Here is a 26,463-nt window from a genome sequence, read left to right on the forward strand (position 1 = left end):
GTCTCAGCTCCGCTGCTGCGAGGCGGTGATGACCAGCGCGCCTTCATCCAGGCCCGACGTGATCTCGGTCAGTTCGCCGTCGGTCGAGCCGGTCTTGACGTTGACCGGATGCGGCCGCCCGTTCTCCAGGACGTAGAGCGTGCGCGAGCCGTCCGTCGGCGTTGTCGTCGCCTGGCGCTGGCGGTTGCCGCCAGGACGCCCCATGCGGCCGGTGAACAGGTCCCTCAGGCTCCACGCGCGGGCGGTGGATGCCGCTGGCGGCCGGTAGCGGAAGGCGGTGGCCGGCACGGTGAGCACGCCCTTGGCCTGCCTGGTGACCACCGAAACGGTGGCGGTCATGCCGGGCCGCAACAGCAGCTCATTGTTGTCGACCTCAAGCCGCGCATTATAGGTAACGACGCCGTCGGTGGTGACCGATGCGTAGGAGATGTCGCGGATCTCGGCGTCGAACGGCCGCTCCGGGAAGGCATCGACGGTGAAACGGGCATGCTGGCCGGATTTGATCGCGCCGATGTCGGCCTCGTCGACCGCGGCAACCAATTCCATGTTCCTCAAATCGGCGGCGATGACGAACAGCACCGGCGCCTGCAGCGAGGATGCAACCGTCTGGCCGGGATCGACCGAACGCGTCAACACGATGCCGTCGATCGGGGCATAGATGGTGCTGTTGGCGAGGTCCGTCTGCTGTGATTTCAGGTCGGCATTGGCGATGGCGAGATTGGCTTTGGCGCTGTCGAGCGCAGCCTTGGAGCGGTCGCGGGTCGCGGTCGCGGCCTCAAGCGACTGGTCGGTCGCCATGCCGCGCCTGGTGAGGGCGGCCGCGCGCACAAGCGCCTTTTCGTTTTCGTTGAGGGTGACGGAGGCGTCCTCGACATTGGCGGCCGCCGCCTTGGCGGAAGCCTCGGCGCGCTCGATCTGCACCTCCAGCTTGGCGGTGTCGAGCGCGGCCAGCACGTCGCCCTTCTTCACCTGCTGGTTCTCCTGGACCGAGACCGACCGGACGATGCCGGAAAGCTGGCTGGAAATGTCGACCTGGGTGAGGGGCTGCAGCGTGCCGGTGGCCGAGACGGCGACGGTGAGATCGGCGACAGCGGCGGGCACCGTGGTGTAGTCGACCTTGGCGGGAGAGCCAGCATACCATTGGTAGCCGACGAAGCCGGCTGCGACGACGATCAGAGCAATCAGGCCATAGAGCCAGAAGCGCCGGCGTTTCTTCTTCAAACCGTTCTGGTCAAGTCCTAGTGCCGTCTCGATGGCGGAAGTGGATTCCACATTTGGCAGATTGACAATCTGGTCCACGCCGGACCCCTATAAGCCTGAGATGTCCCCATCAGTGCACAGATCAGGCCTGATGGTTCAAATTTCAAATTAAATTTCGCTCATGTTTGGATTGAGGCGGAGGACTTTTGTACATGCAGCCGCGCAATTACTTGCTTTATGATGTGTTTACGACCGATCGACTCGCCGGCAATCCGCTGGCTGTCGTGCTCGACAGCAAGGGGCTGGACACGGCGGCGATGCAGGCGATTGCGCGTGAGTTCAATCTCTCCGAAACCGTTTTCGTGCTGCCTCCCGACAATCCCAAACACCGCAATCGTATCCGCATTTTCACGCCCGACTATGAAATGCCTTTCGCTGGCCACCCGACGGTAGGTTCCGCGATCGCGCTCGTCGAGCAAGCGGGCGAGGGTGGGGCCGGCATCTTCGTGCTGGAGGAAAACATCGGTCCGGTGCGCTGCGCCGTCAGCAAGCGCAATGGCGCCACCTTCGCCGAGTTCGACCTGGCCAAACTGCCGGAACCGCTGAAGCTCGCCGCCGATCCGGAGGCGATCGGGGCAGCGCTTGGGTTGGGACCACACGAGATCGGTTTCGAGAATCACCGCGTCTCATTCTGGTCGGCTGGCGTGCCCTATGTGACCATTCCCGTCGCCGACCTGGAGGCGGCGGCACGTATCCGGCTGGACAACCAGGCGTGGTCGGAACTGGCGCCGCGCAAGAGCGAATGGGCTTTCGCCAGCCCCTACGTCTATTGCCGCGAGACAGTGAACCACGAAAGCGCCTTCCATGTGCGCATGATCGTGCCCGGCAATCCCTCCTACGAAGACCCGGCGACCGGCTCGGCGGCGGCTGCTTTCGCCGGCGCGATCATGCATTTCGACCGCCCGACGGACGGCGTGTCGCAGCTGTGGATCGAACAGGGACTGGAGATGGGCCGGCCGTCGCGCATCCGCCTCGAACTCAATGTCGAAGGCGGCAAACTGGCGGCCGCGCGCATCGGCGGCCATGCGGTCAAGGTGGCGGAAGGCAGGCTGTTCGTCTGATTGCGCCCTCGCTTCGTCATCCTAGGGCGAAGCAGGAGCGAAGCGACGTCGCGAAGACCCTAGGATCCATGCCGTGACGGCTGAGCGTCGCTGCGGGCCTTGGAATGCCTCGCAGGACAGAGGCCAGGACGGATCACTGCAGCGCGCTTTTATTCTGCACCGCTGAATTCTTCGGCCAATGTCACGGCATGGATCCCAGGGTCTGCGCTCCGCTTCGCGTTCGCTCCGCCCAGGGATGACGAGACCCCAGAGCGATTTGTCGGGAAATGATTCCGGCAGGGCTGGACATGACTGGTATCGGCGGCTATATGCCCGCCGACGCCGGTTTTACCGGTCGAGTGGGTGCGTAGCTCAGTTGGTAGAGCAGCTGACTCTTAATCAGCGGGTCCACAGTTCAATCCTGTGCGCACCCACCAAAGATTTCAAAGACTTGGTGGAAAAGACCCTGGAACAGGGCGAGGATGTGAGACGGCTTTGACCGTCCCACATTTAGCCTTGCGGACTACCCCTCCGAAACCCCAGCCTCCGCAAAACTCGCCATGCGGGCGTGGCATTCGAGCGCCGAGCGGACGATGTTGACGGCGAGGCAAGCGCCGGAGCCTTCGCCGAGCCGCATGCCGAGATCGAGCAGCGGCGGCAGGCCGAGCGCTTCCAGCAGCCGGCGGTGGCCGGATTCAGCGGAGACGTGGGCGGCGATAGTGTGGGCGAGGCCGGTGGGGTGCAGCCTTGCCAGGGGAGCGGCGGCAGCGGTGCAGACGAAGCCGTCGAGTAGCACCGGCACGTTGTTGTGGCGCGCGGCCAGCGTCGCGCCGAAGATGGCGGCGAGTTCGCGCCCGCCAAGCGTGGCTGCGATCTTGAGCGGGTCGGCGAGGGTCTCGGCATGGCGCTTTAGGCCGGCTTCTATGGCAGTCACCTTGCGCTTCAGGCCGGCATCGTCGACGCCGGTACCGCGCCCGGTCCATTTTTCCGCGCCGCCGCCGAAAAGACCGGCTGAAATGGCCGCGGCCGGCGTGGTGTTGCCGATGCCCATCTCACCGAAGCAGACGAGGTCGATATCTCCGGTCACTGCGCCGTAGCCGGCCGAAACCGCGGCGAGGAAGGCTTTTTCGTCCATCGCGGGCACTTGCGTGAAGTCGCCGGTCGGGTGGTCGAGGTCGAGCGGGATGACGTCGAGATCGGCGCCGGCGATGCGGGCGAGCTGGTTGATGGCGGCACCGCCGCCGGCGAAATTCGCCACCATCTGCACGGTAACCTCCGATGGGAAGGCCGACACGCCCTGCGCGGTGACGCCATGGTTGCCGGCAAAGACGAAGACCTTCACGCGATCGAGCTTCGGCATGTCGCGGCCCTGCCAGCGGGCCAGCCAGGCGGCTATGGTCTCCAGCCGGCCGAGGCTGCCCTGCGGCTTGGTCAGCGTGTCCTGGCGGCGGGCGACGGCCGCCGCCGCGGTGTCGCTGCCGGCAGGCAGGTCGAGGCAGGCCGCGCGCAGTTCATCAAGCGATTTGAAAGACATGAGGGCAAAATCTCCGAAAGAGAGTCAGGATAGGGAAACGGAAGCGACGAGCAGGATGGCGATCTCGGCGAACTGCTGTAGCGCGCCAACGGTATCGCCGGTCTGGCCGCCGATCTGGTTGAGGCACAGCGCACGAAAGGCAGTGAACAGGAGCCCAAGCAGGATCAGCGCGACCACCGCACCACCGATCCCAAGCGCCAGCAGCGCGAGCGCGCCGAGCACTGCGCCGAGAGTAGCGGTCTCGGCTGAAACGGCGCCCGCGCTGGCAGAAAGGCCGTCGTCGCGAGCTGGCGGCAAGAGATGCATAAAGGCGCCGAGCAGGCCACGCGAGCCGGCATGGGCCGCGACGAGAGCGAAGAGGATTTGCGCCGACGTGGCGAATTCGGAGAGTACGCTCCAGCGGACCAGCAGCGACAGGCCGAGCGCGCAGGCACCATAGGCGCCGATGCGGCTGTCGCGCATGATCTCCAGCTTTTTCTCACGCGTCTTGCCGCCGCCAAAGCCGTCGGCGACATCGGAAAGTCCGTCCTCATGCAAGCAGCCCGTGGCGAGCAGGGTTGAGGCAAGAGCGAGCGCTGCGGCGGGGCCAGCGGCAAGGCCGAGCCTTGTTCCGACGGCGTAGACCACGGCGCTAATCAGGGCGACGGCGAGACCGGCCACCGGGGCCGCCCAGATCGCTGCGGCAAGGGTACGTCCGCGAAAGTCGAAAATCGGCAGCGGCAGCCGGGTGAAGAAGACGAGGCAGAGCGCGATGTCGTCGAGCGCTTGCCGGGGTGAGGGGATTGCGGTCATCCACCCCTCGCAATGGCATGGAAGAAGGTGCCGCTGACAGTGCCGCGGCGGTAACCCGAGGCGCCGAGCGGATTGCCTTGTCCGTCGGCGAGATCGGCCAACGGCTCATCATTGCCGGTCTCAATCATCTGCGCATAGTGGAATTCATGGCCGCGGATCAGCGTGCCCTCGGCTCCCAGCGGGCAATCGGCGCGCAGTCGCGCCTCGCGATAGCCGAGATTCATCTTGCGTCTGGCGAAGCTGGTCGAGTGGCCGAGCAGGCCGAGCATTTTGTGTGTCTCGCCTTCGGCATCTTCCAGCTCTTCGCCCAGCACCATGAAGCCGCCGCACTCGCCATGGATCGGCTTCGTTGTCGAAAACGCCCTCATGCCTGCCCTGAAATTCGCGGCGGCGGCGAGCCGCCCGGCATGAAGTTCGGGATAGCCGCCCGGCAGCCAGCAGACGTCGCAATCTTCTGCCGGCGCCTGGTCGGCGAGCGGCGAGAAGGGGACGATCTCCGCGCCGGCCTTGCGCCAATGCGCGGCGACATGCGGGTAGAGAAACGTAAAGGCGGCATCCTGCGCCAATGCGATGCGCTGGCCTGGCGGTGGCAATGCATCGCTGAAATCACCTGATGCCGGCGTGAATGGCGCTGCCAGCGCCATGATGGCATCGAGGTCGAGCGATTGTTCGACCATGTCGGCCAGGCGGTCGAGATGCGCCATCAGATTCTCATACTCGCCGGCCTGGACGAGGCCGAGATGCCTTTCAGGCAGGTTGAGCGTCGGGTCGCGCAGGATGGCGCCGACCACCGGCAGGCCAATCGCTTCGATGGCTTCGCCGCAGAGTCGGCGGTGGCGCTCGCTGCCCAGCCGGTTGAGCACGACGCCGGCCATGCGCACGTCGGGGTCGTAGGTGGCAAAACCCTTGGCGACAGCCGCTGCCGTGGTCGATTGGCCGGAGACATCGAGCACCAGCAGCACCGGCAGGCCGTAGAGCCGGGCGAGATCGGCGGCGGAGCCGGAGCGTCCTGCCGGCGCGGGGATGCCGTCGAACAGGCCCATGGCGCTTTCGAGGAAGATGAAATCGGCTTCCTCGGTTGCCGCGCCTGCCAGGCCGTTGAGCAAGGCAGGTGACATCGCCCAGCTATCCAGATTGACGCCTGACAAGCCCGTGGCGGCGGTGTGGAAGCCAGGATCGATATAGTCGGGGCCGGATTTGGCGCCGCGCACCTTCAGGCCGCGCCGGGCCAGAGCGCGCAGAATGCCGATGGTGACGCTGGTCTTGCCCGAGCCAGAGCGCGGCGCACCGATGATGATCGCCCGCGCCGTCATGCCTCGCCCGCCAGTGCCGCACGCATGGCAATGATGCCGCCGACGACGATCAGCGCCGGTGAGGTCAAGCCGGCTGCGGCTGCCTGCTCGGCGATGGTGGCGAGCGTGGCCACGACGATACGCTCCTGCGGCGTGGTCGCGGCGACGATGACAGCGGCAGGCGTGGAAGACGCCAGGCCACCCTCGAGCAGGGAGGCTGCGATGACCCGCAGATTGGCCATGCCCATGTAGATCACGATGGGCTGGCCGGTGCGGGCGATCGCTGTCCAGTCGAGATCGTCATCGGTGCCGGCGGCATGGCCGGTCGCCAGGATCACCGCCTTGTTGATGCCGCGCATGGTGGCCGGGATGCCAGCATCGGCAAGCGCGCTGAGGCCCGAAGTGAGCCCGGGCAGGACGCGGAAGGGAATAGCTTCCCGCGCGAGCGCCAGTGCTTCTTCGCCGCCACGGCCGAATATATAGGGATCGCCACCCTTCAGCCGGACGACACGGCGGTCCTCGCGCGCCAGTCGCACCAGCAGGGCCGTAATGTCGTCCTGCTTCATCGATGGCTGGCCGCCACGTTTGCCGGCATAAAACAGCTCGGCGCCCGCGGCGACGGCGACGACATCGGGCGAGACAAGCGCGTCATAGACAAGCGCATCGCACTGTCCAAGTGCCGCGAGCACCTCCAGCGTCAGGCAGCCGGGATCGCCGGGGCCGGCGCCGGCCAGCCAGACGTGACCGGATTCCAGCTCACGCGGCTTGAAGTTCAGCCGGGCAAGCGCCTGTTCGAGCCTTTCGCCTTTTTCTTTGATCCCGCCGCTCACAATCCGTCCCGTCCGCGAAAACGCCGCTGGTAGTGGGCGTCGTAAAGTGAACTCTCGCCGAACCCTTCTGCCGCCAGCGAAGCTCCGACGAAGATGATCGCCGTGCGCTCCATCGGATCGGCAGCCAGCTGCGCCTCGATGGTCGCCAGCGTGCCGGTCAGCACGCGCTCGTCCGGCCAGGAGGCGCGGAAGACGACCGCAACCGGGCAGTCGGCGCCATAGAGCGGCGTCAGCTCGGCGACGACACGGTCGATGGCATGGATGGCGAGATGGATGGCCAGCGTGGCGCCGGTACGGCCGAAGCCGGCCAGCGTCTCGCCGGGCGGCATCTTTGACGCGCGGCCGGAGACGCGGGTCAGCACCAGGCTCTGCGCGACTTCGGGAATGGTCAGCTCGCGGCGCAGCGCTGCCGCGGCGGCGGCGAAGGAGGGTACGCCCGGCGTCAGTGTGTAGGGAATGCCATGCTTTTCCAGCCGGCGGATCTGCTCGGCAACGGCGCTCCACACAGAGAGGTCGCCGGAGTGCAAGCGGGCGACATCATGGCCATCCCTGTGGGCGGCCAGATATTCGGCCTCGATCTCGTCGAGCGACATCGGCGCAGTGTCGATCAGTTTGGTACCGGGCGCACAATGCTGCAGAAGCTCGGGCGCGACGATCGAGCCGGCATAGAGGCAGACCGGGCAGCTTGCCAGCAGCCGGCCGCCGCGTAGGGTGATGAGGTCGGCGGCGCCGGGGCCGGCGCCGATAAAATGGACGGTCATGCCGCATCTCCACTGATGGCGATGGCGCAAGTGACCGGGCCTAACACAGTGCGCGGTCCGAGCAGTTTTGCGCCGGCGCCGGCTGCGGCGAGTGCGGAGGCTTCGGACACCGAAGGTGTACCGGCGAGTGTTTGTGACAAGTCGGAGCGGCTGATCGTGCGAGATGACGCGGCCTTGAGCGCGTCGTCCTCGACAACGACAACGGGGAGGGCGAGTTCGCGTCCGGCGGAGAAGATTGCTTCCTCGTCCTGCTTAAGAGAATTGGTGGCGAGCGCCGAAAGCGCCGCCGTCGCCAGGCCATGCTCTTCCATCGCGGTCTCTATTGCCGCAAGCACCTCGCTTGCGCTGACGCCCTTTCGGCTGCCGATGCCCGCCACCATCATGGTTTCACCCAGCTCCATTGGGTGACCGGCATAGCCGGTCGCCATGCCTGCATCGAGCCGACAGGTGTCACGCGCGACAACGCGATGCGGGTGAGATCGCCGCCGAGCGAGGCATGACGGGAAAGAAGCAGCGTTTCCATTTCCAGCGTCACCGCATTGGCGACCAGCCGGCCACCGCTGCGCAAGGCCTTGATGGCTGCGCCCAGCACGCCGGCATCGCTGCCGCCACCGCCGATGAAGATCGCATCGGGCGTATCCAGCCTCGTAAGCGCCTTTGGTGCCGAGCCTTCGACCACGACCAGGCCTGGCACGCCACAGTGTGAAGCGTTGCGGCCGATGCGGGCGGCGCGGACCGGATCAGCCTCAATGGCGATGGCGCGCATCGAGGGATGGGCCAGCATCCATTCGATGCCGACCGAGCCCGATCCGGCACCGATGTCCCACAGCAGTTCGCCGCGCCGGGGGGCCAGGGCGGACAGCGTGACAGCGCGCACCTCGCGCTTGGTAATCTGGCCGTCATGCTCAAACAAATGATCGGCAAGGCCCGATGTCAGCGGCAGGATGCGTGCCTGCGGATTTGAGTCAATCTCGAGCGCCAGCACATTGAGGGGATTGAAGTCTGCGAGGTCGAAGGCATCGGCCTGGGCGCTCCGCAGCTTCTCGTTCGGGCCGCCCAGCGCCTCCAGGACCGTGAGCCTTGAGGCGCCGAAGTCGAGTTCGGTCAGCAGCCGGGCGATCGCCGCTGGTGCGTCACCGTCCGAGGTCAGGGCAAGGATGCGAATGCAGGGATGCAGCAGCGGCCGGATCAGGTCGATCGGGTGGCCATGCAGCGAGATGGTCTCGATATCCTGCAGCGCCCAGCCGAGGCGGGACGCTGCCAACGAAATCGCCGAAGGCGCGGGGATCACGCGCATCTCCTGGGAAGGAACCTTGCGGGCAAGGGTGACGCCAACGCCGTGGAAGAACGGATCGCCGGAGGCCAGCACGCAGACCTTCCTGCCGGCAAGCGCCAGCACGTCGCGCATGTCGGCATCGAAAGGGGTCGGCCAGGCGCGTGCTTCGCCCTTGGCCAGTGAGCCGATGAGGGCAAGGTGACGCTTGCCGCCGAAGACGAATTCAGCCTCGGCGATCCGCCGCTTGGCCTCGTCACTGAGACCCGCTACACCGTCCTCGCCGATGCCGACGACTGTGAGCCATCTTGAGTTGAGCTCGGCGCCGCGCGGACCCTCAGCAGGCATGATGACCCACCGTATTCTGATCCTCGGCGGAACCACCGAAGCACGGCAACTGGCCGGCAAGCTTGCCGCGCGCGCCGATGTTTCGATTACGCTGTCGCTGGCTGGCCGCACCGAAAGCCCGGTGGCGCAGGGCGTGCCGGTCCGTTCCGGCGGGTTTGGTGGCGCGCGTGGGCTGGCAGCGTACCTCAGGGAAGCCGGCACGGATTTGCTGGTCGACGCCACGCATCCCTATGCGGCGCGCATCTCCGCCAATGCAGCGGAAGCGGCGCGGCAGGCGGGCGTGCCGATCATGGCGCTCAGGCGTCCCGGTTGGGAACGTGTCGCGGGTGACCGCTGGACGCAGGTCGACACCGTTGCCGGTGCGGTGACTGCATTGGGTTTGACACCGCGCCGGGTCTTCCTGGCGCTCGGTCGGCAAGAAGTTGCGGCCTTCGAGGCTGCATCCCAGCATCACTATCTCATCCGCAGCGTCGATCCGGTCGAGCCGAGGCTGGCGGTGCCTGACGCGACCTATCTGCTGGCGCGGGGGCCGTTCCGCGAGGCGGACGAGCGCGCGCTGCTCGAAAGCCATCGCATTGACACCGTCGTGTCCAAGAACAGCGGCGGCGAGGCGACCTATGGCAAGATCGCGGCGGCGCGGGCGCTTGGCATCGAGGTGGTCATGATCCGCAGGCCGGCGCTGCCGGACGTCGCATCGGCCGAAACCGTCGAAGCGCTGGCCGCGATGGTCGATCATCTTTTCGAACCCGCTGCCGAGCGCGGCGTATAGACGAGCGCTGGCCGGTCGCCACGTTTGATGATCCTGGTTTCGGGTGAGCCGATGATGATGCAGGTCGCCATGTCGGCCTTTTCAGCGTCGACATCCGCCAGGAGATAGACCTCGATGCGCTCATCCGAACGGCCTGCGGCGCGGCCAAAGATGACAGGCGTGGTGCCGGGCAATATGGCGGTCAGGCATTCAAAGGCGCGGCCAAGCTGCCACGGACGCGCCTTGCTGATCGGATTGTAGAGCGCGATGACGAAGCCGGCGCCGGCTGCCGCCAGCAGGCGCAGTTCAATCAGATCCCATGGTTTGAGATTGTCGGATAGCGAGATGGCGCAGAAATCATGGCCGAGCGGCGCGCCGATGCGGGCGGCGACGGCAAGCATGGCAGTGATGCCGGGCACCACAGCGACATCGACAGCGCGCCATTCCGCGGGTCCGGCCTCGATCGCCTCGCAGACGGCCGCCGCCATGGCGAAGACGCCGGGATCGCCGCCCGAGACCACGGCTACCTCATGGCCCTCTGCGGCCTTTACCAGTGCGTCCTTGGAGCGCGCGAGTTCCTCGCGATTGTCCGAGGCAACGCGGGTCTGGTCCGGGCGCAGCTCGAGCCGGTCGAGATAGGGCTTATAGCCATAGAAAAATTTGGCTTGCGCGACAGCGCGGCTTGCTTCGGGCGTGACCTGGTCGGCATTGCCGGGTCCCAGGCCGATAACGGTGAGGCGCCCGCTCATGGCTTGACTCCCGACGCACCGGGCCGGCCCGACCAGCCGGCCACCAGCACGATGGCGAAATAGGGCGCCTTGTCGTCCTGCTTGTCGGCCAGCCGCATCGAGACGCTGCCCGGCATGGTGCCGCGCTCGATGTAGACGGCGCGCGTCAGCTTGCCGGTCGCCTCCAGCGCCCGCCTGATCTTGGGCAGGTTTCGGCCGACCTTCATGATGACGGCAGCATCGGTGTCGGCGAGGCGGCGGGTCAATTCGAACTCGCTCATCGTGCCCGGCAGTACGCTCAGCACATCGTCGCCCTGGACGATCGGCAACCCGGTCGCCGACCAGCAGCCGGACATGGCGGTGACGCCGGGGATGACCTCTGTCGGAAAGCGATGCGCCAGGCGGACATGCAGATGCATGTAGGAGCCATAGAAGAGGGGATCGCCCTCCGAAAGCACGGCGACCATTCTGCCGGCGCCAAGATGTTCGGCCACCTTTTCGGCCGATTCCTCGTAGAAATCGGCTATCTGTGAGCGGTAGTCGTCGTGGTCCTTGTCGATCTCGGTCGTCACGGGATAGAGCAGCGGCAGTTCCAGCATGTCAGGCCGGAAGCGCGCTTCGACGATCGCGCGCGCATTGCTGTTGTTGCCGCGCTTGGCGAAATACGCCACGACGTCGGCTTCAGCCAGTACCCGCGCGGCCTTCAGCGTCAGAAGTTCGGGATCGCCGGGACCGGTGCCGACGCCAACCAGCCGGCCTTTTGCGATCACGCTCACAGGCCCGGCCTCGCCAATGCGTTGAGCGCGGCGGCGGTCATGGCGCTGCCGCCCAGCCTGCCGCGCACGATGGCGTAGGGCACGCCATAGGAATTCTCGGCCAGTGCATCCTTGGATTCAGCAGCACCGACGAAGCCGACAGGCATGCCGATGATGGCCGCCGGCTTCGGCGCGCCGTCGCGCAGCTTTTCCAGGAGATAGAAGAGGGCGGTCGGCGCATTGCCGATGGCGACGACCGATCCGGCCATGCGCTCGCCCCAGAGGTCGATTGCCGCGGCCGAGCGGGTGTTGCCGATCGCCTTCGCGATCTCGGCGGTGCGCGGGTCGCGCAGCGTGCAGATCACCTCGTTGCCGGCCGGCAGCCGGGCACGGGTGACGCCATGCGAGACCATCTCCGCGTCGCAGAAGATCGGCGCGCCGGCCGCGAGAGCGGCGCGCGCGGCGGCGACGAAATCGCCTGAAAAGACAAAGTGAGTGGCGGCCTCGACCTGGCCGCAGGCATGGATCATGCGGATGGCGACATCGGCCTCAGCCTCGGAAAAGCGCGACAGGTCGGCCTCGGCGCGAATGATGGCGAAGGAGCGCTCGTAGATCGCCGTGCCGTCGTGGATATAGTCGTAGGCGGCCATGCTCATTCCTGTCGGTAAGCCTCGGTGACACCGGCCGCGCCAAGCCTTGCCAGGCAGGCGGCGGCGGTCTCTCCTGAATGTCGCGCGCTGCGGAGTGCTGCCGCGACGCGACTGACGCCGCGCGCGGCGTCATAGCCCGGCCTGTATCCGGCGGGAAGGGCCTTCGCCGTCCCGTTGACGACAAGTCCGGCTCCGTTTTCGCCGCCGACCAGGGTGATGGCTGCCGACCCGGGATGCGCGCAGCCCTTGGCACAACCGGAAATGTGCAATGTGAGGGAGGCATCGAGGATGTCGCTGTTTTCCGCAGCGATGGTCTCGGCGATGTCGCGTGTTGCGATGCGGCCGGATGCGCAGGCCGGCGCACCGGGGCAGGCGGCAATGCGCGTGCGTGGGTCGGCGGGGGAGGTGACGAAGCCGAGGGCGGCGGCGGTGTTTTGCAGCGAGGAACAATCGGATGGGGAGAGGCCAAGGAAGAGCAAGGCACGACCGGGTGCCAAGCGGATTTCCGTAGAGCCGAGTTCCGAGGCTTGCTTGGCAAGGTCGATAAGGCCTTGCGCCGGCATGCTGCCGAAGGGCAGGCCGATGCCGAGGGCGGTTATATCGCTGGCGAGAGGAAAGGGGCCGATCGGCGAAGGTATTGGTTCGGACAGTTTGAGAGGCAGGCGATCCTGCGCACCCCCCTCTGTCCTGCCGGACATCTCCCCCGCAAGGGGGGAGATTGAGCTCTCGTCACGGCTTTCGCCAACTACGAGCGTCGCAGGACAAGCGACGGCGTCGGAACTGCCGATCTCCCCCCTTGCGGGGGAGATGTCCGGCAGGACAGAGGGGGGTGGGACGGAGTGCCAGCTTGCGAGAGATGTCAGCTGTCTCTCAGTCAAATCCCTCGCGTGGGCTTCTCGGCCTTTTTCGGCGACCATCCTGAGCACCGCGACGGCGATATCACGGGCAGCATCTTCCTCGACCATGACGAGCGGCGTCGCATTCTGCCTGTCACCAGCAACGGCTACCAGCCAACGGACGCCCTCGTCGGTTCTGATCGCAGTCAGCCTGACATCGGCCGTCACCGCATCCATGGCCAATTGCCCGCCGCCGTCGACGATCACCGAAACCTTCGGGCCAAGGCGCTGCGTCAGCCCTGCCTCATCGATTGCCAACCGAATGTGCTCCGCGAGCGGGCGCGGGTCAGCGATCTCCTGCAGATCGAGCCCCGCCAGCGGACCGGTCTCGATCGGCACACCGGTTCGTACTTCGATGCCGAGCGCATCTACCTCCACGGCCAGCAGCCGCGCGCTTTCCAATGTCAGGCCGCGGATCTGCAGGCTGCCGCGTGCGGTCACTTCCAAAATGCCGTTGCCATGCCGCAAGGCGGATTCGCAAAGTCCGATCAAGGATTTCGGCGCTAGTCCCCCAGTGACCGGATTGAGCCGCACCAGCAGCCCATCACCGGTCTGCATCGGGGCCGACAGAGCGGGGCAAGCGCCACGGCGCGAGAAGGCGTTCATGCCGCGACCCCCTGGGCCTCAGTGATCAATGCCGCCAGATCGTCGTCGATGGAATTGCGCAGCGGATGCCACAGACCGCGCCGCCGGGCCGAGAGGAAGCGCTCGGCGATGACTTTCGCGGCGGAAGGATTCTCGCGCAGGATGAAGGCGCGCACCTCGGGATCACCGAGATAGGCGTCGTGGACCGCCTCGATCAGCGTACCCGGTATGGCATTCGTGGTTTCGGCGAAGCCGACCAAGCGGTCGACCGTCTCGGCGAATTCCGACGCGCCGCGCGGGCCGTGGCGCATTTGCCCGGCGATGAAGCGCGGATTGACCGCGCGGGCGCGTACGACCCGCGACACCGCCTCGCCGACCGAGCGCGGCTTCGGCTTTTGCGGATCGGTGGTGTCGAGCACGATGACGTCGGCGTTCCTGCCGAGCGTTGCCAATGCTGCTGAAAAACCGCCGATGAAGGCGACGTCGGCGGAGCCTTCGAGGATGTCACGGCCGGGATCGTCGCCGGTATGGACCAGCAGGTCGGCCTCGGCGATACGGCCCTCGAAGGCGCCTGGCGCGGAAATACCTTCGCCTTCGGAGCCGCCATAGGCATGCGAGGTGGCGTCGAGATAGGCGCGGCCGATCTCTTCGCGCGCTGACCAGTCACCGCTTGCCAAAAGCTCCTCGACGCCGGCGCCATAGGTGCCGGGCGAGGTGCCGAAAATGCGCGGGCTGATCTTGCCGTCCGCGCGCGCCCTGGCCGCCAATGGATTTTCTGAAGCGTCCTCGACGCGGGCGGCAACGGCGTTGGCGGCGGCATCGATCAGCGCGATCTGGGTCGGGAACATGTCGCGGAACAGGCCCGAAATGCGCCAGGTGACATCGACGCGTGGGCGGCCAAGCGCTGCCGGGGGCATCACCTCGATGCCGGCAATGCGGCCGGTGGCGGCATCCCATTGCGGCCGGCAGCCCATCAGCGCTAGGCCTTGCGCGATCTCTTCGCCGCCGGTGCGCAACGAGGCCGAGCCCCAGAGGTCGATGACCAGCGAACGCGGCCAGTCGCCATGCGTTTGCATATAGCCGCGCACGACTTCTTCGGCCGCTGCCTTGCCCAGATCATAGGCGGTCGGCGTCGGCATGGTGCGCGGATCGGATGTGAACAGATTGCGGCCGGTGGGGAGCACGTCGGAGCGGCCGCGCGCCGGTGCGCCGGCTGGTCCGGCCTTGATATGGCGGCCGTCGAGCGCGGCGAGCAAGGTCTCCTTCTCGACCGCGGCACTGAGCCTGCGCAAGGGATCGGTCTCGCCCTCGGGTGTGCGGCCATAGATATGCAGCCCGTCCTTGATGGCGAAATCCTTGAGATCGCAGAGCCAGGCGTCGATCCGACGCAAAGCTTCGTCGGGGGCATCGGTGCCGGCCACGCCGGCTTCATTGGCAAGACCGGTCTTCTGCGCGGTCTCGACGATCAGTTTCGCCAGGCGGTCGCGGCGGCGGCGGTCGAGCCCGTCGGCCTGGGCATATTCGTCAACCAGCCGCTCCAATTGCTGCTGGTTCCCATCGAGCCCAGCCCCAGTCAGCGGCGGCGGCAAATGGCCGAGGGTGACGGCGGCTATGCGCCGCTTGGCCTGCGCGGCCTCACCCGGATTGGAGACGATGAAGGGATAAATGACGGGTAATGCGCCGGTGACGATCTCAGGGAAGCAGTTTTCGCTGAGCGCAACCGTCTTGCCGGGCAGCCATTCCAGCGTGCCGTGGGCGCCGACATGGATGAGCGCATGGACGCCGAGCGATTTGCGGAGCCACAGGCCGAAGGCGATGAGGGCATGGCGCGGAGGGAGCGTGGGGTCGTGGTAGTCGGCGCGACGGTCGGCCGAGCGCCCGCGATCGGGGGCGAGTGCCATGGTGATGTTGCCGAAGGTCGCGGCGCGGAAGCGGAATTTTGCGGCGGTAGGCGCCTCGCACAAACCCGTCTCATCTTCCGCCTTACCCCATGCCGCCTCCACGGCTGCGAGTGCCGCCGTCGGCAATTCCGTGGAGAAGTCGAGATAGTTCCGTAGGCTCAATCCCTGCTCGCCCTTTTCCAACTCATCCAACAACTCCCTTGGCGATTGCGGAATCCCTTCAACGGCGTAGCCCTGTTCTCTCAGGTCGCGCATCATGGTGAGCACGCTGGACGGCACGTCGAGGCCGACGGCGTAGCCGGTGCGGCCGGGGGCGCTCGGATAGTCCGGGATGAGGATGGCGAGCTTGCGGTCGGCGCGTAACGTACGTTGCAGTCGAATGAAAGCTTCGATGCGGTTCGCCACCTGCGCCACGCGATCAGCCTCCGGCCGGTTGGCGAAGGCGCGGAAGGCCAGCGCCGGATCGGTTTCGACCTCGCCCTTGAAGGAGATCGCGCCAGCGAGCATGCGGCCGTCGAGCTCGGGCAGCACGACATGCATGGCGAGGTCGGCGGGAGCCAGGCCACGCTGGTTGTTTTGCCAGATGTCGCGGCGGGTGGTGGCGACGATGACCTGAAAGACGGGCACGCCGGCACGGTCGAACAGGGTTTCGATGCCGGGTTCGGCGCCGGAGGCGAAGGCCGTCGCGGTGATGATGGCCGCCGGGTTCAGCGCGGCAAGTGCGGTTTCGACGAATGCCAGCGATGCCGATTCTTTTAGGCTGGAGACGAAGATAGGGACCGGGGCCAGGCCACGCTGCCGCAGAGCTTCAAAAAGGGCATCGATCGGAGCAACATCGGCGGCCAGCAGCATCGAGCGATAGAACAGGATCGGGATGACGGGCGCGGCGTTCCCCTCCCCCTCGAGGGGAGGGTGGCCCGCAGGGCCGGGTGGGGTCGTTGCGGCAGTGCTCGACGTTTTCTGTCGGCGCGCTTCGGAGAGGACCCCACCCCCGGCCTGCGGCCGGACCCTCCCCTCAAGGGGGAGGGGGACGTCGCGCTTTACGACGCCCAGTCCCGGTTGATAGTAGCCCGCTTTCGGCACGCTGACCGGCTCGGCGACCGCCGCATCCGCCCCGGCAAGCCTTGCCAGCCTCCGCACCAGCGCCGTCATATTCTCCGGGCCGCCCTCGCGGAAATAGCCGAGCAAGCCATCCAACTCCTCGCGCGGCAGCGTTGAACCTTCGATCAGCCGCAGATCTTCGTCGTGGCTCTCGCCGGGCAGCAGCGCCAGTTTTATGCCGCGCTCGCGGGCAACCGCGGCAAGCTGGTCGCAGCCATAGCGCCACCAGTCGTAGCCGCCGAGGATACGGACGAGGATCACCTTGGCGTGGCGGGCAACGCTGTCGATCCACAAATCGACCGACATTGGGTGACGCAAATCGCGAAGTGCTGCCAGGCGCATCGAGGGCAGGCGTGCCGCATCGGCTTTCCATGCCGTCGCCAGCCCGGCCAGGTCGCTGTCGGTGAAGGACAAGGCCACGACATCCGCCGGCGTCTGCCTGAGATCGACCGGCTCGGCCAGATCGTCGAGCGAGGCGGATGTTGTGGTGAGGATGTGCATCGCGGTTCTTGCTTGCCTCAGCCGGCGAGGATGCGCTCTATGGCCGGGCGGTTCAGCCCCTTCAGGCCGATGACGACGAGGCGCGAGCGGCGGTCGTCTTCAGCGGTCCAGGCCCGGTCGTAGTAATGATTGACGCGGGGACCGACGGCCTGCAGCAAGAGTCGCATCGGCTTGCCGCCGACCTCGACAAATCCTTTCACGCGCAGCACGTTTTCTTCCTCGGCCGCGGTGGCGACGCGCTTTGCCAGCTCGTCCGGGTTGGAGACGGAGGCGATGTCGATGACGAAGGAGTCAAAATCGTCATGCTCGTGGTCGAGCTCGTCGTCGTGGTGGGTCTTGCGGTTCTCGATGTCGTCCTCGACGGCAAGGCCGAGGCCGAGCAATACGGAGGGATCGACCTTGCCTTGCGAGGTCGGCACGATCTTGACCGCGCGGGCGACATGCTCGCCGATCGCGGCATTGGCGCGGGCCGAGCCGGCGGCATCCATCAAATCGCTCTTCGACAATATAATCAGGTCGGCACAGGCGATCTGATCCTCGAACACTTCCTCGACCGGATCGTCATGATCGAGTGTGGTGTCCTGCGCGCGCTGCGCCTGCAGGGCGTCCATGTCGTTGGCGACGCGGCCTTCGGCCAGCGCCGGGCCGTCGACCACGGCGATGACGCCGTCGACCGTCACCCGGCTTTTCACCGACGGCCACTGGAATGCCTGGACGAGCGGCTTTGGGAGCGCGAGGCCGGAGGTTTCGATCAGGATATGGTCGACTTTCGGCGTCAGCGACAGGATCTGGTCGAGCGCCGGGACGAAATCGTCAGCGACGGTGCAGCAGATGCAGCCATTGGCCAGTTCGACGATGTTCTCCTCGGGGCAGGTATCGATGCCGCATCCCTTAAGGATCTCGCCGTCGATGCCGATGTCGCCGAACTCGTTGACGATGATGGCGATCCGCTTGCCTTTGGCGTTTTCCAGCAGATGGCGGATCAGCGTCGTTTTGCCGGCGCCGAGGAAGCCGGTGACGACGGTGCAGGGAACGCGCGAAACGGAAGCAGTCATGGTCAGTCCTTCAACAGGTCGAGGGGAGGGATGCGGGCCACGAGGCCGCGCTTCAGGCTATCGGGGCGGCCGCGCCAGGGGATGAGACCGTCAGTCGATGTGGCGAAGAGCTTTGCGCCGGTAACGAGGTCGGCGCCGCTGGTCATGGTCAAGTCGCCGAAGACATAGCTCCAGCAGCCGTCGCGCAGGATCGCGGCGCTGAGGCGGCGCTTGCAATTGCCGAGACATTCGACGCTGCGGATGCGGATTTTTTCGCCAGAGGCGGCGCGGCGCGTGTCATCGGCGAGCAGCGCGCCGGCGCGGGGATGGGCATCGGAGCCGGTTTCGTCGCGGCAGGAGGAGCAGACGATGACGGTGACGCCGGCCAGCGAATCGTCCTCGCCGGACAATATGTCCGCTGTCTCAGCTGAAAAACTGCTGTCGCGTTCCAAATCAGGCTCCTTGCCCGGAAAACCCGCCAGGCGATCGGATTCTTTAGTCCCAGACGGCAGGTCTCCTGGCTCGCGGGTCATCGCCTGGGTGCCGCCTTCCCGGGAACATTCCCAGTGGTTTTCGGCCTTGGCTCGTCGCTTACAGTTGCGGGGACAGCCGCGGATTTGAAACCGAGATTTCGCACCGCATTCCCTCTTGGCTCCTCCCTTTGCCGAGAGGAGACCGTCTGAACCGGATTTAGGCTTTTGCGGGCAGCGGTGTCAACGTGAGCTTACGACACTGCGATGTCGACAAGCGCCGGACCCAGATCCCCGGCAGGCGTGACTTCAATCCGTTCCAGGCCAAGCCAGCCCTGCATCTGCTTCAGTTCGTCGACCAGCGCGGTCGCAGTCTCAGGCGGCGCGGCGGGTTCGGCATAGGCGGCGTGGACGCGCAGCACGCCGGCCGGGCGATCGGCCTTGAGGTCGACGCGCGCCACGATCCTGTCGCCCAGCAGGAACGGCAGGACATAATAGCCGTATTGGCGTTTTTCAGCCGGCGTATAGATCTCGATGCGGTAGCGAAAGTCGAACAGCCTTTCCGTGCGCGACCGCTCGAAGACGACCGGATCGAATGGAGCAAGCAAGGCGCGCGCCTCGATCTTGCGTGGCAAACGGGCGTCCTTATGCAGGTAAGCCGGCTTGCCCCAGCCTTCGACACGCACCGGCAAAAGCTCGCCCGTTTCGACCAGTTCCTCGATCCGCCCCTTAATGTCGGCCGGCGAGAGGCGGAAATAGTCGCGCAGGTCGCTGGCCGTCGCCACGCCATGGGCGCGGGCGGAAATGCGCAGCAATTCGCGATGCGCGTCCTCGGCGGCCGGCACCGGCAGGGCAAGCACGGCGGGCGGCAGCACGCGTTCGGGCAGATCATAGAGTCGCTCGAAGCCACGGCGCGATGCCGTGGTGATGCGGCCGGCCCAGAACAGCCATTCGAAAGCGTGCTTGGCGTCACTCCAGCCCCACCAGCCACCGGATCCCTTCTGGCCGTCAAGAGCAGAGGCGGCGATCGGGCCGCGTTCGACGACCTCGCGATAAATATCCTCGATATAGGCGGCGCGTTCGCGGCCCCATTTAGCCAGGCCCAGATACATCTCATCGCCACGCTCGGCCCGCTGCATGCGCCAGCGCATCAGCGGCCAGGTCTCGACCGGCAGGAAGGAAGCTTCATGCGCCCAGTATTCGAACACCATGCGCTTGCGCGTCACGGCGGCGTTGTCGAGCAGGGCAAGCGGGTAGGGGCCAAGGCGCGAATAGAGCGGCATATAGTGAGCGCGTACCACCGCGCTGACGGAATCGATTTGCAGCAGGCCGGTACGGGCCAGTACGCGTGCGAGGTGCCGGCGGTCGGGTGTGGCGGTCGGTCTGGCGTCGGCAAAGCCCTGGGCGGCAAGGGCTACGCGCCGGGCCATGCTAGCCGAGATCTTTTCCTTCATGCGGACAGGACTCCGATGGGCGTTTGACCGAGATTCCCAGGATGATTCCTGACCATGCTAGCAGGGATTTGGCGGGATATATGTCAGGAGAGAAAAGTGGAGTAAAAAGTGAAGGAAATCAAACAGGAGCGGATCGGACCAGTTTTTCCGGATGTGCCGTCCAGCACCGTGTTTTGAACAAGGTTTGACTTGCTTCGCCGAAAGCGCTGCGCTAACCCTCGCCGCGTTGCAGCATAGGCCCTTCAAACGGTTCAGCGGTTAATCTGTCACGCTTCCGCATTAAGGTCCGTTGCTGTAATCAAAGTGGATTGGCAACGGAAAGCCGCAGCATGAACGCACTCCTGAGTTCGTACCTGCCCATCGTCCTGTTCATCGGCGTGGCACTGGTCGTCGGCCTGGCGCTGATCGTGGCGCCGTTCCTGGTGGCCTACCGCAATCCCGATCCGGAAAAGCTTTCCGCCTATGAATGCGGTTTCAACTCGTTCGACGACGCCCGCATGAAGTTCGACATCCGCTTCTATCTGGTGTCGATCCTGTTCATCATCTTCGACCTGGAAGTGGCCTTCCTGTTCCCGTGGGCGGTGTCGTTCTCCAAGATCGGCATGCTCGGTTTCTGGTCGATGATGGTGTTTCTGGCAGTGCTGACCATCGGCTTTGCCTATGAATGGAAAAAAGGAGCGCTGGAATGGGATTGAACGACAGTTCAGGCACCCTGGTCGCGCCGAAGCCCAAAGGCCTCATTGATCCCAACACCGGCCGGCCGGTGGGGGAGGATGATCCGTTCTTCCTGGAGATCAACAACGAGCTGGCCGACAAGGGTTTCCTCGTCACCTCGACCGAGGCGCTGATCACCTGGGCCCGCAGCGGCTCGCTGATGTTCATGACGTTTGGTCTGGCGTGCTGCGCGGTCGAGATGATCCACACCTCGATGCCGCGCTACGACTCGGAGCGGTTCGGTGTTGCGCCGCGCGCGTCTCCGCGCCAGTCCGACATCATGATCGTTGCCGGTACGCTGACCAACAAGATGGCGCCGGCGCTGCGCAAGGTCTACGACCAGATGCCGGAGCCGCGCTACGTCATCTCGATGGGCTCCTGCGCCAATGGCGGCGGCTATTACCACTATTCCTATTCGGTGGTGCGCGGCTGCGACCGCATCGTGCCGGTCGACATCTATGTGCCCGGCTGCCCGCCGAGCGCCGAAGCGCTGCTCTACGGCATTCTTCTGCTGCAGAAGAAGATCCGCCGCACCGGCACGATCGAGCGGTAAATCCATGAGCGCATCCTTAAGCGAGCTGTCGACTTATCTCGGCGAGAAGCTGATTGGCCGGGTCAACGACCCTGTTCTTGCCTATGGCGAGCTCACTGTTTTGGTCGAACCGCGGGACCTGATCGAGGTGGCGACCTTCCTGCGCGACGATCCAAAATGTCAGTTCATTTCGATCATCGACGTCTGCGGCGCCGACTATCCGTCGCGGACCAAGCGCTTCGATGTCGTCTATCACTTGCTGTCGCCGAAGCAGAATGTGCGTATCCGTCTCAAGGTCCAGGCCAATGAGGAAACCATGGTGCCGTCGCTCACCGGCGTTTATCCCGGCGCCGACTGGTTCGAGCGCGAGACCTACGACCTCTATGGCGTGCTGTTTTCGGGCCACCCAGATTTGCGTCGGATCCTGACCGACTATGGATTCGAAGGCCATCCGTTGCGCAAGGATTTCCCGCTGACCGGCTTTGTCGAAGTGCGCTACGACGACGAGGCCAAGCGTGTCATCTATGAGCCGGTCGAGCTCAAGCAGGAATTCCGCAATTTCGATTTTCTGTCCCCTTGGGAAGGCACCGATTACGTGCTGCCTGGGGATGAGAAGGCAAAGCAGTAAATGGCTGAAACCTCCGTCCGCAACTTCAACATCAATTTCGGTCCGCAACATCCGGCGGCACATGGCGTTTTGCGCCTGGTGCTGGAGCTCGACGGCGAAGTCGTCGATCGCGTCGATCCGCATATTGGGCTCTTGCATCGCGGCACGGAAAAGCTGATCGAGCACAAGACCTACCTGCAGGCCGTGCCCTATCTCGACCGGCTCGATTATTGCGCGCCGATGAACCAGGAGCATGCCTTCGCGCTTGCCGCCGAGCGGTTGCTCGGCATCGAGGTGCCGAAGCGCGGCCAGCTGATCCGCGTGCTCTATTGCGAGATCGGCCGCATCATGTCGCATATCCTCAATGTGACGACGCAGGCGCTGGATGTCGGCGCGCTGACGCCGCCGCTATGGGGCTTCGTCGAGCGCGAAAAGCTGATGGTGTTCTACGAACGCGCCTCGGGCTCGCGCATGCATGCCGCCTATTTCCGGCCGGGCGGCGTGCACCAGGACCTGCCGAAGAAGCTGGTCGAGGATATCGGCAAGTGGATCGACCCGTTCCTGAAGTCGCTCGACGATCTCGATGCGCTGCTCACCGGCAACCGCATCTTCAAGCAGCGCAATGTCGACATCGGCACGGTATCGCTGGCCGATGCCTGGGCCTGGGGCTTTTCGGGCGTGATGGTGCGCGGCTCGGGCGCAGCCTGGGACCTGCGCAAATCGCAGCCCTATGAATGCTATGCCGAGATGGATTTCGACATCCCGATCGGCAAGAATGGCGACTGCTTCGACCGCTACCTCGTGCGCATGGAAGAAATGCGCCAGTCGGCCAAGATCATGCGCCAGTGCGTCGACCTTCTGCTCGGCAAGGAGAGCAGCGGGCCGGTGTCGAACCTGGACGGCAAGGTGGTGCCGCCGAAGCGCCCGGCGATGAAGCGCTCGATGGAGGCGCTGATCCATCATTTCAAGCTCTACACCGAAGGCTACCGCGTGCCGGCCGGCGAGGTCTATGCCGCCGTCGAGGCGCCGAAGGGCGAATTCGGCGTCTATCTGGTCTCCGACGGCACCAACAAGCCCTACCGCTGCAAGCTGCGCGCACCGGGCTTCGCCCATCTCCAGGCCATGGATTTCCTGTGCCGCGGCCACATGCTGGCCGACGTCACCGCCGTTCTCGGCTCCCTCGACATCGTGTTTGGTGAGGTCGATCGCTAAATGTCAGTCCGCCGTCTCGCAGAAGCCAGCGTCCAGCCAGCCTCCTTCGCCTTCAATCGGGCGAATGCGGCGGCGGCCAAGCAATGGATCAAAAAGTATCCGAAGGGTCGCGAGCAGTCCGCGATCATCCCGTTGCTGATGCTGGCGCAGGAGCAGGAGGGCTGGGTGACCAAGGCGGCGATCGAGACGATCTCCGACATGCTCGGCATGCCTCGTATCCGCGGGCTCGAAGTCGCGACCTTCTATACGCAGTACCAGCTCAATCCAGTCGGTACCCGCGCGCATATCCAGGTCTGCGGCACCACGCCCTGCATGCTGCGCGGCTCGGAAGCGCTGATGGATGTCTGCCGCTCGAAAATCCATCACGACCAATTCCATACCAACGACAAGGGCACGCTGTCGTGGGAAGAGGTCGAGTGCCTCGGCGCCTGCGTCAACGCACCGATGGTGATGATTTTCAAGGATACGTTCGAGGATCTGACGCCGGAGCGGCTGGCCGAGATCATCGACCTCTATGGCGCCGGCAAGGGGGCCGAGGTCAAGCCCGGACCGCAGAATGGCCGCATCACCTCCGAGCCGATCACCGGCCTGACGACGCTGAAGAGCGAAAAGGCGATCCTCAAGGCGACCCGCGACAGGGAAGCCAAGGAAGCGGCCAAGGCAGCCAAGGAGGCGCCGGATGCCATTGCCGTTCCGGCTCCGTCAGCGCCAGCTGCCGCCGCTGCGACGCCGGCTCCCACCTCTGCTCCGGCACCGGCCGTCGCGCCGTCGAATGCCAGCAAGCCGAAGACCGATGCGCCCGAGACCAGCCCGGCGCTGAAGTCGCCTTCAGCGACAAAGGTCGCGCCAGCTGCGGAAAAGGCGGCGAGCGTCGCAGCCCCTATGCACTCGGCCGCCAATGCCAACAAGGCGGCACCGGAGGTCGAAAAGGTTTCCAAGCAGCGCAACGGCCCGAAGAGCAAGGCCGAGCCGGCGGCTGCATTCAAGGCGCCGGAGGCCAAGGTGCCGGCAGCCAAGGCCGCCAAGCCGGGAAAGCCTTCGCTGGAGGACAAGAACCGTCCGGCCGGCATCGAGAAGCCAGCACTGGTCGACGATCTCAAGCTGATCTCGGGCGTTGGCCCGACGAGCGAAGGCATCCTGCATTCGCTCGGCATCTTCACCTTCGCGCAGGTCGCGTCCTGGAAGAAGGCCGAGCGCGACTGGGTCGATGGCTATCTCAGCTTCCACGGCCGCATCGAGCGCGAAGACTGGGTCAAGCAGGCCAAGGCGCTCGCCAAGGGTGGGATCGCCGAATATATCCGCGTCTTCGGCAAGAAGCCGGTCTGAGGGACGAACAATGCTTCAGGACAAAGACCGCATCTTCAACAACATTTACGGCCTCTTCGACAAGTCGCTGGCCGGCGCCATGGCGCGTGGCGCCTGGGACGGCACGCCCGGCATCATCGCCAAGGGGCGTGAGTGGATCGTCAACGAGATGAAAGCCTCGGGCCTGCGCGGGCGCGGCGGCGCCGGTTTCCCGACCGGGCTCAAATGGTCGTTCATGCCCAAGCAGAGCGACGGCCGGCCGAGCTATCTCGTCGTCAATGCCGATGAATCCGAGCCCGGCACCTGCAAGGATCGCGACATATTGCGCCATGACCCGCATACGCTGGTCGAAGGCTGCCTGATCGCCGGCTTCGCCATGGGCGCGGTCGCCGCCTACATCTATGTGCGCGGCGAGTTCATCCGCGAGCGCGAGGCGCTGCAGCGCGCCATCGACGAGGCCTATGAGGCCAAACTGATCGGCAAGAACAACACGTCCGGCTACGATTTCGACATCTACATGCATCACGGCGCCGGCGCCTATATTTGCGGCGAGGAGACGGCGCTGCTCGAAAGCCTCGAAGGCAAGAAGGGCCAGCCGCGGCTGAAGCCGCCATTCCCGGCCAATGTCGGCCTCTATGGCTGCCCGACGACGGTCAACAATGTCGAGTCCATCGCGGTGGCACCGACCATCCTGCGCCGGGGCGCGGCCTGGTTCTCATCCTTCGGCCGACCGAACAATGTCGGCACCAAGCTGTTTTGCATCTCCGGCCACGTCAACAATCCGTGCACCGTCGAAGAGGCGATGTCGATCCCGTTCCGCGAGCTGATCGAGACGCATTGCGGCGGCATCCGCGGCGGCTGGGACAATCTGCTGGCCGTCATTCCAGGTGGCGCCTCGGTGCCGCTGGTGCCGGCCGAGCAGATCATCGACACGCCGATGGATTTCGACGCGCTGCGCGACCTGAAATCGGGTCTCGGCACGGCGGCTGTCATCGTCATGGACAAATCCACCGATATCGTGAAGGCGATCGCCCGGCTCTCCTATTTCTACAAGCATGAGAGCTGCGGCCAGTGCACGCCGTGCCGCGAGGGCACCGGCTGGATGTGGCGGGTGATGGAACGGCTGGTGCGCGGCGAGGCGCAGAAACGCGAAATCGACATGCTGCTCGACGTCACCAAGCAGGTCGAGGGTCACACGATCTGTGCGCTGGGCGATGCGGCGGCGTGGCCGATCCAGGGCCTGATGCGGCATTTCCGCGGCGAGGTCGAACGGCGCATCGACGAGTTTTCGCGCAACGCCCACCGGGCCGAACCGGTGATGGTGGCGGCGGAATAGAAATATGGGCAAGTGCCCGATTTGAAATACGGGCAAAAGCCCGATTTGAGGAAACAGGCTCGGGGCAACGGAAGAAACGACCAGGAGACCACCTATGTCGCTGTATTCGAGACCCGAGGATTTGACGCCCGATTTGGACCCGTTCGAGAAGATGAACCAGGATCTGACCAGGATGATGATGCCGAAGGAGATGGCGAGCGCCGTCAATCTCCTGGCGCACCCTGTCGCGGGTGCTGCGGCGATGTCGGCGCTCGGCATTGGACTGGCCAACCACGCGTTTGGCGTGTGGATGGGGGCGCTCTCGGGCGCCGCCGAGGCCTCGCAGCGCCTGTTCCAGCCGATCATCGACGATTTCGGTGCGAGGGCTGAGGCTGTTGCGGAGACACAGACAAGCTCCTCGACCAAGGCTCGCGCCGCGACGAAAACCTTGATCGCCGAGGCGCAGTCCTTCGCCAGGGACGTGAACGACATTGCGGTGAGCACCAAAGGCGGTGCGGCAAACGCGGTGGATACAAGCTCCACGGCCGGCGGCGCGCCGGCGGGCCTGATGCCCGAGGATTTCAAGCAGCCCAAGACCATGGACCGGCCGGCGAAGCCAGCCGACCTCAAGGCGATATCGGGCATCGGGCCGAAGCTGGAAAAGGTGCTGAACGGCCTGGGCATCTGGACCTATGCGCAGATCGCCGCATGGACGCCGGAAGAGATCGCCTGGGTCGACGACTATCTGTCGTTCAAGGGCCGCATCGATCGCGACGACTGGACCGCCCAAGCGGCGGCACTGGCCGCCAAGGCCAAGAGGTAGGG

25 protein-coding genes, 1 tRNA gene and 1 riboswitch are annotated in these 26,463 nt (G+C 65.4%); of the genes, 10 read left to right on the top strand and 16 right to left on the bottom strand.

Going from position 1 to position 26,463, the window contains the following annotated elements:
• Positions 1 to 3: 3 nt before the first annotated feature.
• Entirely contained in the window at positions 4 to 1,299 is a 1,296-nt protein-coding gene (locus tag OHD62_RS25310; RefSeq protein WP_263788328.1) for an efflux RND transporter periplasmic adaptor subunit, read from the bottom strand.
• Positions 1,300 to 1,412: 113 nt separating this feature from the next.
• Here OHD62_RS25310 and OHD62_RS25315 point away from each other — a divergent pair, with 113 nt between their 5' ends.
• The gene (locus OHD62_RS25315; protein ID WP_263788330.1) at positions 1,413 to 2,321 is read left to right on the top strand and encodes a PhzF family phenazine biosynthesis protein; all 909 of its coding nucleotides are present in this window, start codon (positions 1,413 to 1,415) and stop codon (positions 2,319 to 2,321) included.
• 340 nt (positions 2,322 to 2,661) lie between these two features.
• Positions 2,662 to 2,737: transfer RNA gene (locus tag OHD62_RS25320), tRNA-Lys, on the top strand.
• Positions 2,738 to 2,823: 86 nt separating this feature from the next.
• Here the strand turns inward: OHD62_RS25320 and cobT are convergent.
• Genes cobT through cbiE form a run of 7 tightly spaced genes read right to left on the bottom strand, consistent with a single transcriptional unit; the run spans position 2,824 to position 9,130 of the window.
• Positions 2,824 to 3,834 carry a nicotinate-nucleotide--dimethylbenzimidazole phosphoribosyltransferase gene (gene cobT, locus OHD62_RS25325; protein ID WP_263788332.1) on the bottom strand — a complete coding sequence of 337 codons (1,011 nt, stop codon included), beginning with the start codon at positions 3,832 to 3,834 and terminating at the stop codon, positions 2,824 to 2,826.
• A gap of 24 nt (positions 3,835 to 3,858) precedes the next feature.
• Positions 3,859 to 4,626 carry an adenosylcobinamide-GDP ribazoletransferase gene (locus OHD62_RS25330; protein WP_263788333.1) on the bottom strand — a complete coding sequence of 256 codons (768 nt, stop codon included), beginning with the start codon at positions 4,624 to 4,626 and terminating at the stop codon, positions 3,859 to 3,861.
• Complete coding sequence (locus tag OHD62_RS25335) at positions 4,623 to 5,939, bottom strand: cobyrinate a,c-diamide synthase (protein WP_263788336.1); 1,317 nt, start codon at positions 5,937 to 5,939, stop codon at positions 4,623 to 4,625. Before OHD62_RS25335 ends, OHD62_RS25330 begins: the two co-directional genes overlap by 4 nt.
• Entirely contained in the window at positions 5,936 to 6,748 is an 813-nt protein-coding gene (gene cobA, locus OHD62_RS25340) for a uroporphyrinogen-III C-methyltransferase (RefSeq protein ID WP_263788338.1), read from the bottom strand. The genes OHD62_RS25335 and cobA overlap by 4 nt, the downstream gene beginning before the upstream one ends.
• Positions 6,745 to 7,509, bottom strand: a complete 765-nt coding sequence (gene cobM, locus OHD62_RS25345; protein ID WP_263788341.1) for a precorrin-4 C(11)-methyltransferase — start codon at positions 7,507 to 7,509, stop codon at positions 6,745 to 6,747. Before cobM ends, cobA begins: the two co-directional genes overlap by 4 nt.
• Entirely contained in the window at positions 7,506 to 7,892 is a 387-nt protein-coding gene (locus OHD62_RS25350) for a cobalamin biosynthesis protein (RefSeq protein WP_263788569.1), read from the bottom strand. Before OHD62_RS25350 ends, cobM begins: the two co-directional genes overlap by 4 nt.
• Complete coding sequence (gene cbiE / locus OHD62_RS25355; RefSeq protein WP_263788343.1) at positions 7,889 to 9,130, bottom strand: precorrin-6y C5,15-methyltransferase (decarboxylating) subunit CbiE; 1,242 nt, start codon at positions 9,128 to 9,130, stop codon at positions 7,889 to 7,891. Before cbiE ends, OHD62_RS25350 begins: the two co-directional genes overlap by 4 nt.
• Before the next feature lies 1 nt (position 9,131).
• Between cbiE and OHD62_RS25360 the strand changes: the two genes are divergently transcribed.
• Positions 9,132 to 9,899 (top strand): cobalt-precorrin-6A reductase, encoded by a 768-nt coding sequence (locus tag OHD62_RS25360; RefSeq protein ID WP_263788345.1) that lies wholly within the window; start codon positions 9,132 to 9,134, stop codon positions 9,897 to 9,899.
• Here OHD62_RS25360 and OHD62_RS25365 read toward each other — a convergent pair.
• The 8 genes from OHD62_RS25365 to OHD62_RS25400 form a co-directional block, all read right to left on the bottom strand.
• Positions 9,863 to 10,627 (bottom strand): precorrin-3B C(17)-methyltransferase, encoded by a 765-nt coding sequence (locus tag OHD62_RS25365; protein ID WP_263788347.1) that lies wholly within the window; start codon positions 10,625 to 10,627, stop codon positions 9,863 to 9,865. The genes OHD62_RS25360 and OHD62_RS25365 overlap by 37 nt on opposite strands.
• Positions 10,624 to 11,382 carry a precorrin-2 C(20)-methyltransferase gene (locus tag OHD62_RS25370; protein ID WP_263788349.1) on the bottom strand — a complete coding sequence of 253 codons (759 nt, stop codon included), beginning with the start codon at positions 11,380 to 11,382 and terminating at the stop codon, positions 10,624 to 10,626. Before OHD62_RS25370 ends, OHD62_RS25365 begins: the two co-directional genes overlap by 4 nt.
• Complete coding sequence (locus tag OHD62_RS25375) at positions 11,379 to 12,011, bottom strand: precorrin-8X methylmutase (protein WP_263788351.1); 633 nt, start codon at positions 12,009 to 12,011, stop codon at positions 11,379 to 11,381. Before OHD62_RS25375 ends, OHD62_RS25370 begins: the two co-directional genes overlap by 4 nt.
• Before the next feature lie 2 nt (positions 12,012 to 12,013).
• Positions 12,014 to 13,513: a precorrin-3B synthase gene (gene cobG / locus OHD62_RS25380; protein WP_412177416.1), complete on the bottom strand. Its 1,500-nt coding sequence runs from the start codon at positions 13,511 to 13,513 to the stop codon at positions 12,014 to 12,016.
• Positions 13,510 to 16,995 (bottom strand): cobaltochelatase subunit CobN, encoded by a 3,486-nt coding sequence (cobN, locus tag OHD62_RS25385; protein WP_263788353.1) that lies wholly within the window; start codon positions 16,993 to 16,995, stop codon positions 13,510 to 13,512. Before cobN ends, cobG begins: the two co-directional genes overlap by 4 nt.
• Positions 16,996 to 17,012: 17 nt before the next feature.
• A complete protein-coding gene (gene cobW / locus OHD62_RS25390) occupies positions 17,013 to 18,050 on the bottom strand; it encodes a cobalamin biosynthesis protein CobW (RefSeq protein ID WP_263788355.1) in 1,038 nt (345 codons plus the stop codon).
• Positions 18,051 to 18,052: 2 nt separating this feature from the next.
• Positions 18,053 to 18,481 (bottom strand): DUF1636 family protein, encoded by a 429-nt coding sequence (locus OHD62_RS25395; RefSeq protein WP_263788358.1) that lies wholly within the window; start codon positions 18,479 to 18,481, stop codon positions 18,053 to 18,055.
• Between the two features lie 37 nt (positions 18,482 to 18,518).
• Positions 18,519 to 18,724: riboswitch (cobalamin riboswitch) on the bottom strand.
• Positions 18,725 to 18,753: 29 nt separating this feature from the next.
• A complete protein-coding gene (locus OHD62_RS25400) occupies positions 18,754 to 19,953 on the bottom strand; it encodes a winged helix-turn-helix domain-containing protein (RefSeq protein ID WP_263788359.1) in 1,200 nt (399 codons plus the stop codon).
• A 329-nt stretch (positions 19,954 to 20,282) separates the two neighbouring features.
• On the opposite strand from OHD62_RS25400, the gene OHD62_RS25405 reads away from it, so the two are divergent.
• From OHD62_RS25405 to OHD62_RS25435, 7 genes are all read left to right on the top strand, one after another.
• Positions 20,283 to 20,648, top strand: coding sequence for an NADH-quinone oxidoreductase subunit A (locus OHD62_RS25405; RefSeq protein ID WP_097574873.1), 366 nt, complete (start codon positions 20,283 to 20,285; stop codon positions 20,646 to 20,648).
• Entirely contained in the window at positions 20,639 to 21,220 is a 582-nt protein-coding gene (locus OHD62_RS25410) for a NuoB/complex I 20 kDa subunit family protein (protein ID WP_023720749.1), read from the top strand. Before OHD62_RS25405 ends, OHD62_RS25410 begins: the two co-directional genes overlap by 10 nt.
• Positions 21,221 to 21,224: 4 nt before the next feature.
• Positions 21,225 to 21,827: an NADH-quinone oxidoreductase subunit C gene (locus tag OHD62_RS25415; protein ID WP_263788367.1), complete on the top strand. Its 603-nt coding sequence runs from the start codon at positions 21,225 to 21,227 to the stop codon at positions 21,825 to 21,827.
• Positions 21,828 to 23,018 carry an NADH-quinone oxidoreductase subunit D gene (locus OHD62_RS25420; protein ID WP_263788369.1) on the top strand — a complete coding sequence of 397 codons (1,191 nt, stop codon included), beginning with the start codon at positions 21,828 to 21,830 and terminating at the stop codon, positions 23,016 to 23,018.
• Positions 23,019 to 24,344 carry an NADH-quinone oxidoreductase subunit E gene (locus OHD62_RS25425; protein ID WP_263788371.1) on the top strand — a complete coding sequence of 442 codons (1,326 nt, stop codon included), beginning with the start codon at positions 23,019 to 23,021 and terminating at the stop codon, positions 24,342 to 24,344. It begins immediately after the preceding gene.
• Between the two features lie 10 nt (positions 24,345 to 24,354).
• On the top strand, positions 24,355 to 25,659 hold the full coding sequence (gene nuoF / locus OHD62_RS25430; protein ID WP_263788373.1) for an NADH-quinone oxidoreductase subunit NuoF: 1,305 nt from the start codon (positions 24,355 to 24,357) through the stop codon (positions 25,657 to 25,659).
• 94 nt (positions 25,660 to 25,753) lie between these two features.
• Positions 25,754 to 26,461: an NADH-ubiquinone dehydrogenase gene (locus OHD62_RS25435; protein ID WP_263788374.1), complete on the top strand. Its 708-nt coding sequence runs from the start codon at positions 25,754 to 25,756 to the stop codon at positions 26,459 to 26,461.
• The last annotated feature ends 2 nt before the right edge of the window (positions 26,462 to 26,463 follow it).

Source organism: Mesorhizobium sp. YC-39, assembly GCF_025753795.1.
Taxonomy (GTDB): domain Bacteria; phylum Pseudomonadota; class Alphaproteobacteria; order Rhizobiales; family Rhizobiaceae; genus Mesorhizobium.

What these genes read in the sequence shown, in the direction of transcription:
- OHD62_RS25315 (WP_263788330.1), top strand. Translation starts at nt 1,413, where the DNA reads ATGCAGCCGCGCAATTACTTGCTTTATGATGTGTTTACGACCGATCGA.
- cobT (WP_263788332.1), bottom strand. Translation starts at nt 3,834, where the DNA reads ATGTCTTTCAAATCGCTTGATGAACTGCGCGCGGCCTGCCTCGACCTG.
- OHD62_RS25330 (WP_263788333.1), bottom strand. Translation starts at nt 4,626, where the DNA reads ATGACCGCAATCCCCTCACCCCGGCAAGCGCTCGACGACATCGCGCTC.
- OHD62_RS25335 (WP_263788336.1), bottom strand. Translation starts at nt 5,939, where the DNA reads ATGACGGCGCGGGCGATCATCATCGGTGCGCCGCGCTCTGGCTCGGGC.
- cobM (WP_263788341.1), bottom strand. Translation starts at nt 7,509, where the DNA reads ATGACCGTCCATTTTATCGGCGCCGGCCCCGGCGCCGCCGACCTCATC.
- OHD62_RS25350 (WP_263788569.1), bottom strand. Translation starts at nt 7,892, where the DNA reads ATGATGGTGGCGGGCATCGGCAGCCGAAAGGGCGTCAGCGCAAGCGAG.
- cbiE (WP_263788343.1), bottom strand. Translation starts at nt 9,130, where the DNA reads ATGCCTGCTGAGGGTCCGCGCGGCGCCGAGCTCAACTCAAGATGGCTC.
- OHD62_RS25360 (WP_263788345.1), top strand. Translation starts at nt 9,132, where the DNA reads ATGACCCACCGTATTCTGATCCTCGGCGGAACCACCGAAGCACGGCAA.
- OHD62_RS25365 (WP_263788347.1), bottom strand. Translation starts at nt 10,627, where the DNA reads ATGAGCGGGCGCCTCACCGTTATCGGCCTGGGACCCGGCAATGCCGAC.
- OHD62_RS25375 (WP_263788351.1), bottom strand. Translation starts at nt 12,011, where the DNA reads ATGGCCGCCTACGACTATATCCACGACGGCACGGCGATCTACGAGCGC.
- cobG (WP_412177416.1), bottom strand. Translation starts at nt 13,513, where the DNA reads ATGAACGCCTTCTCGCGCCGTGGCGCTTGCCCCGCTCTGTCGGCCCCG.
- cobN (WP_263788353.1), bottom strand. Translation starts at nt 16,995, where the DNA reads ATGCACATCCTCACCACAACATCCGCCTCGCTCGACGATCTGGCCGAG.
- cobW (WP_263788355.1), bottom strand. Translation starts at nt 18,050, where the DNA reads ATGACTGCTTCCGTTTCGCGCGTTCCCTGCACCGTCGTCACCGGCTTC.
- OHD62_RS25400 (WP_263788359.1), bottom strand. Translation starts at nt 19,953, where the DNA reads ATGAAGGAAAAGATCTCGGCTAGCATGGCCCGGCGCGTAGCCCTTGCC.
- OHD62_RS25405 (WP_097574873.1), top strand. Translation starts at nt 20,283, where the DNA reads ATGAACGCACTCCTGAGTTCGTACCTGCCCATCGTCCTGTTCATCGGC.
- OHD62_RS25410 (WP_023720749.1), top strand. Translation starts at nt 20,639, where the DNA reads ATGGGATTGAACGACAGTTCAGGCACCCTGGTCGCGCCGAAGCCCAAA.
- OHD62_RS25415 (WP_263788367.1), top strand. Translation starts at nt 21,225, where the DNA reads ATGAGCGCATCCTTAAGCGAGCTGTCGACTTATCTCGGCGAGAAGCTG.
- OHD62_RS25420 (WP_263788369.1), top strand. Translation starts at nt 21,828, where the DNA reads ATGGCTGAAACCTCCGTCCGCAACTTCAACATCAATTTCGGTCCGCAA.
- OHD62_RS25425 (WP_263788371.1), top strand. Translation starts at nt 23,019, where the DNA reads ATGTCAGTCCGCCGTCTCGCAGAAGCCAGCGTCCAGCCAGCCTCCTTC.
- nuoF (WP_263788373.1), top strand. Translation starts at nt 24,355, where the DNA reads ATGCTTCAGGACAAAGACCGCATCTTCAACAACATTTACGGCCTCTTC.
- OHD62_RS25435 (WP_263788374.1), top strand. Translation starts at nt 25,754, where the DNA reads ATGTCGCTGTATTCGAGACCCGAGGATTTGACGCCCGATTTGGACCCG.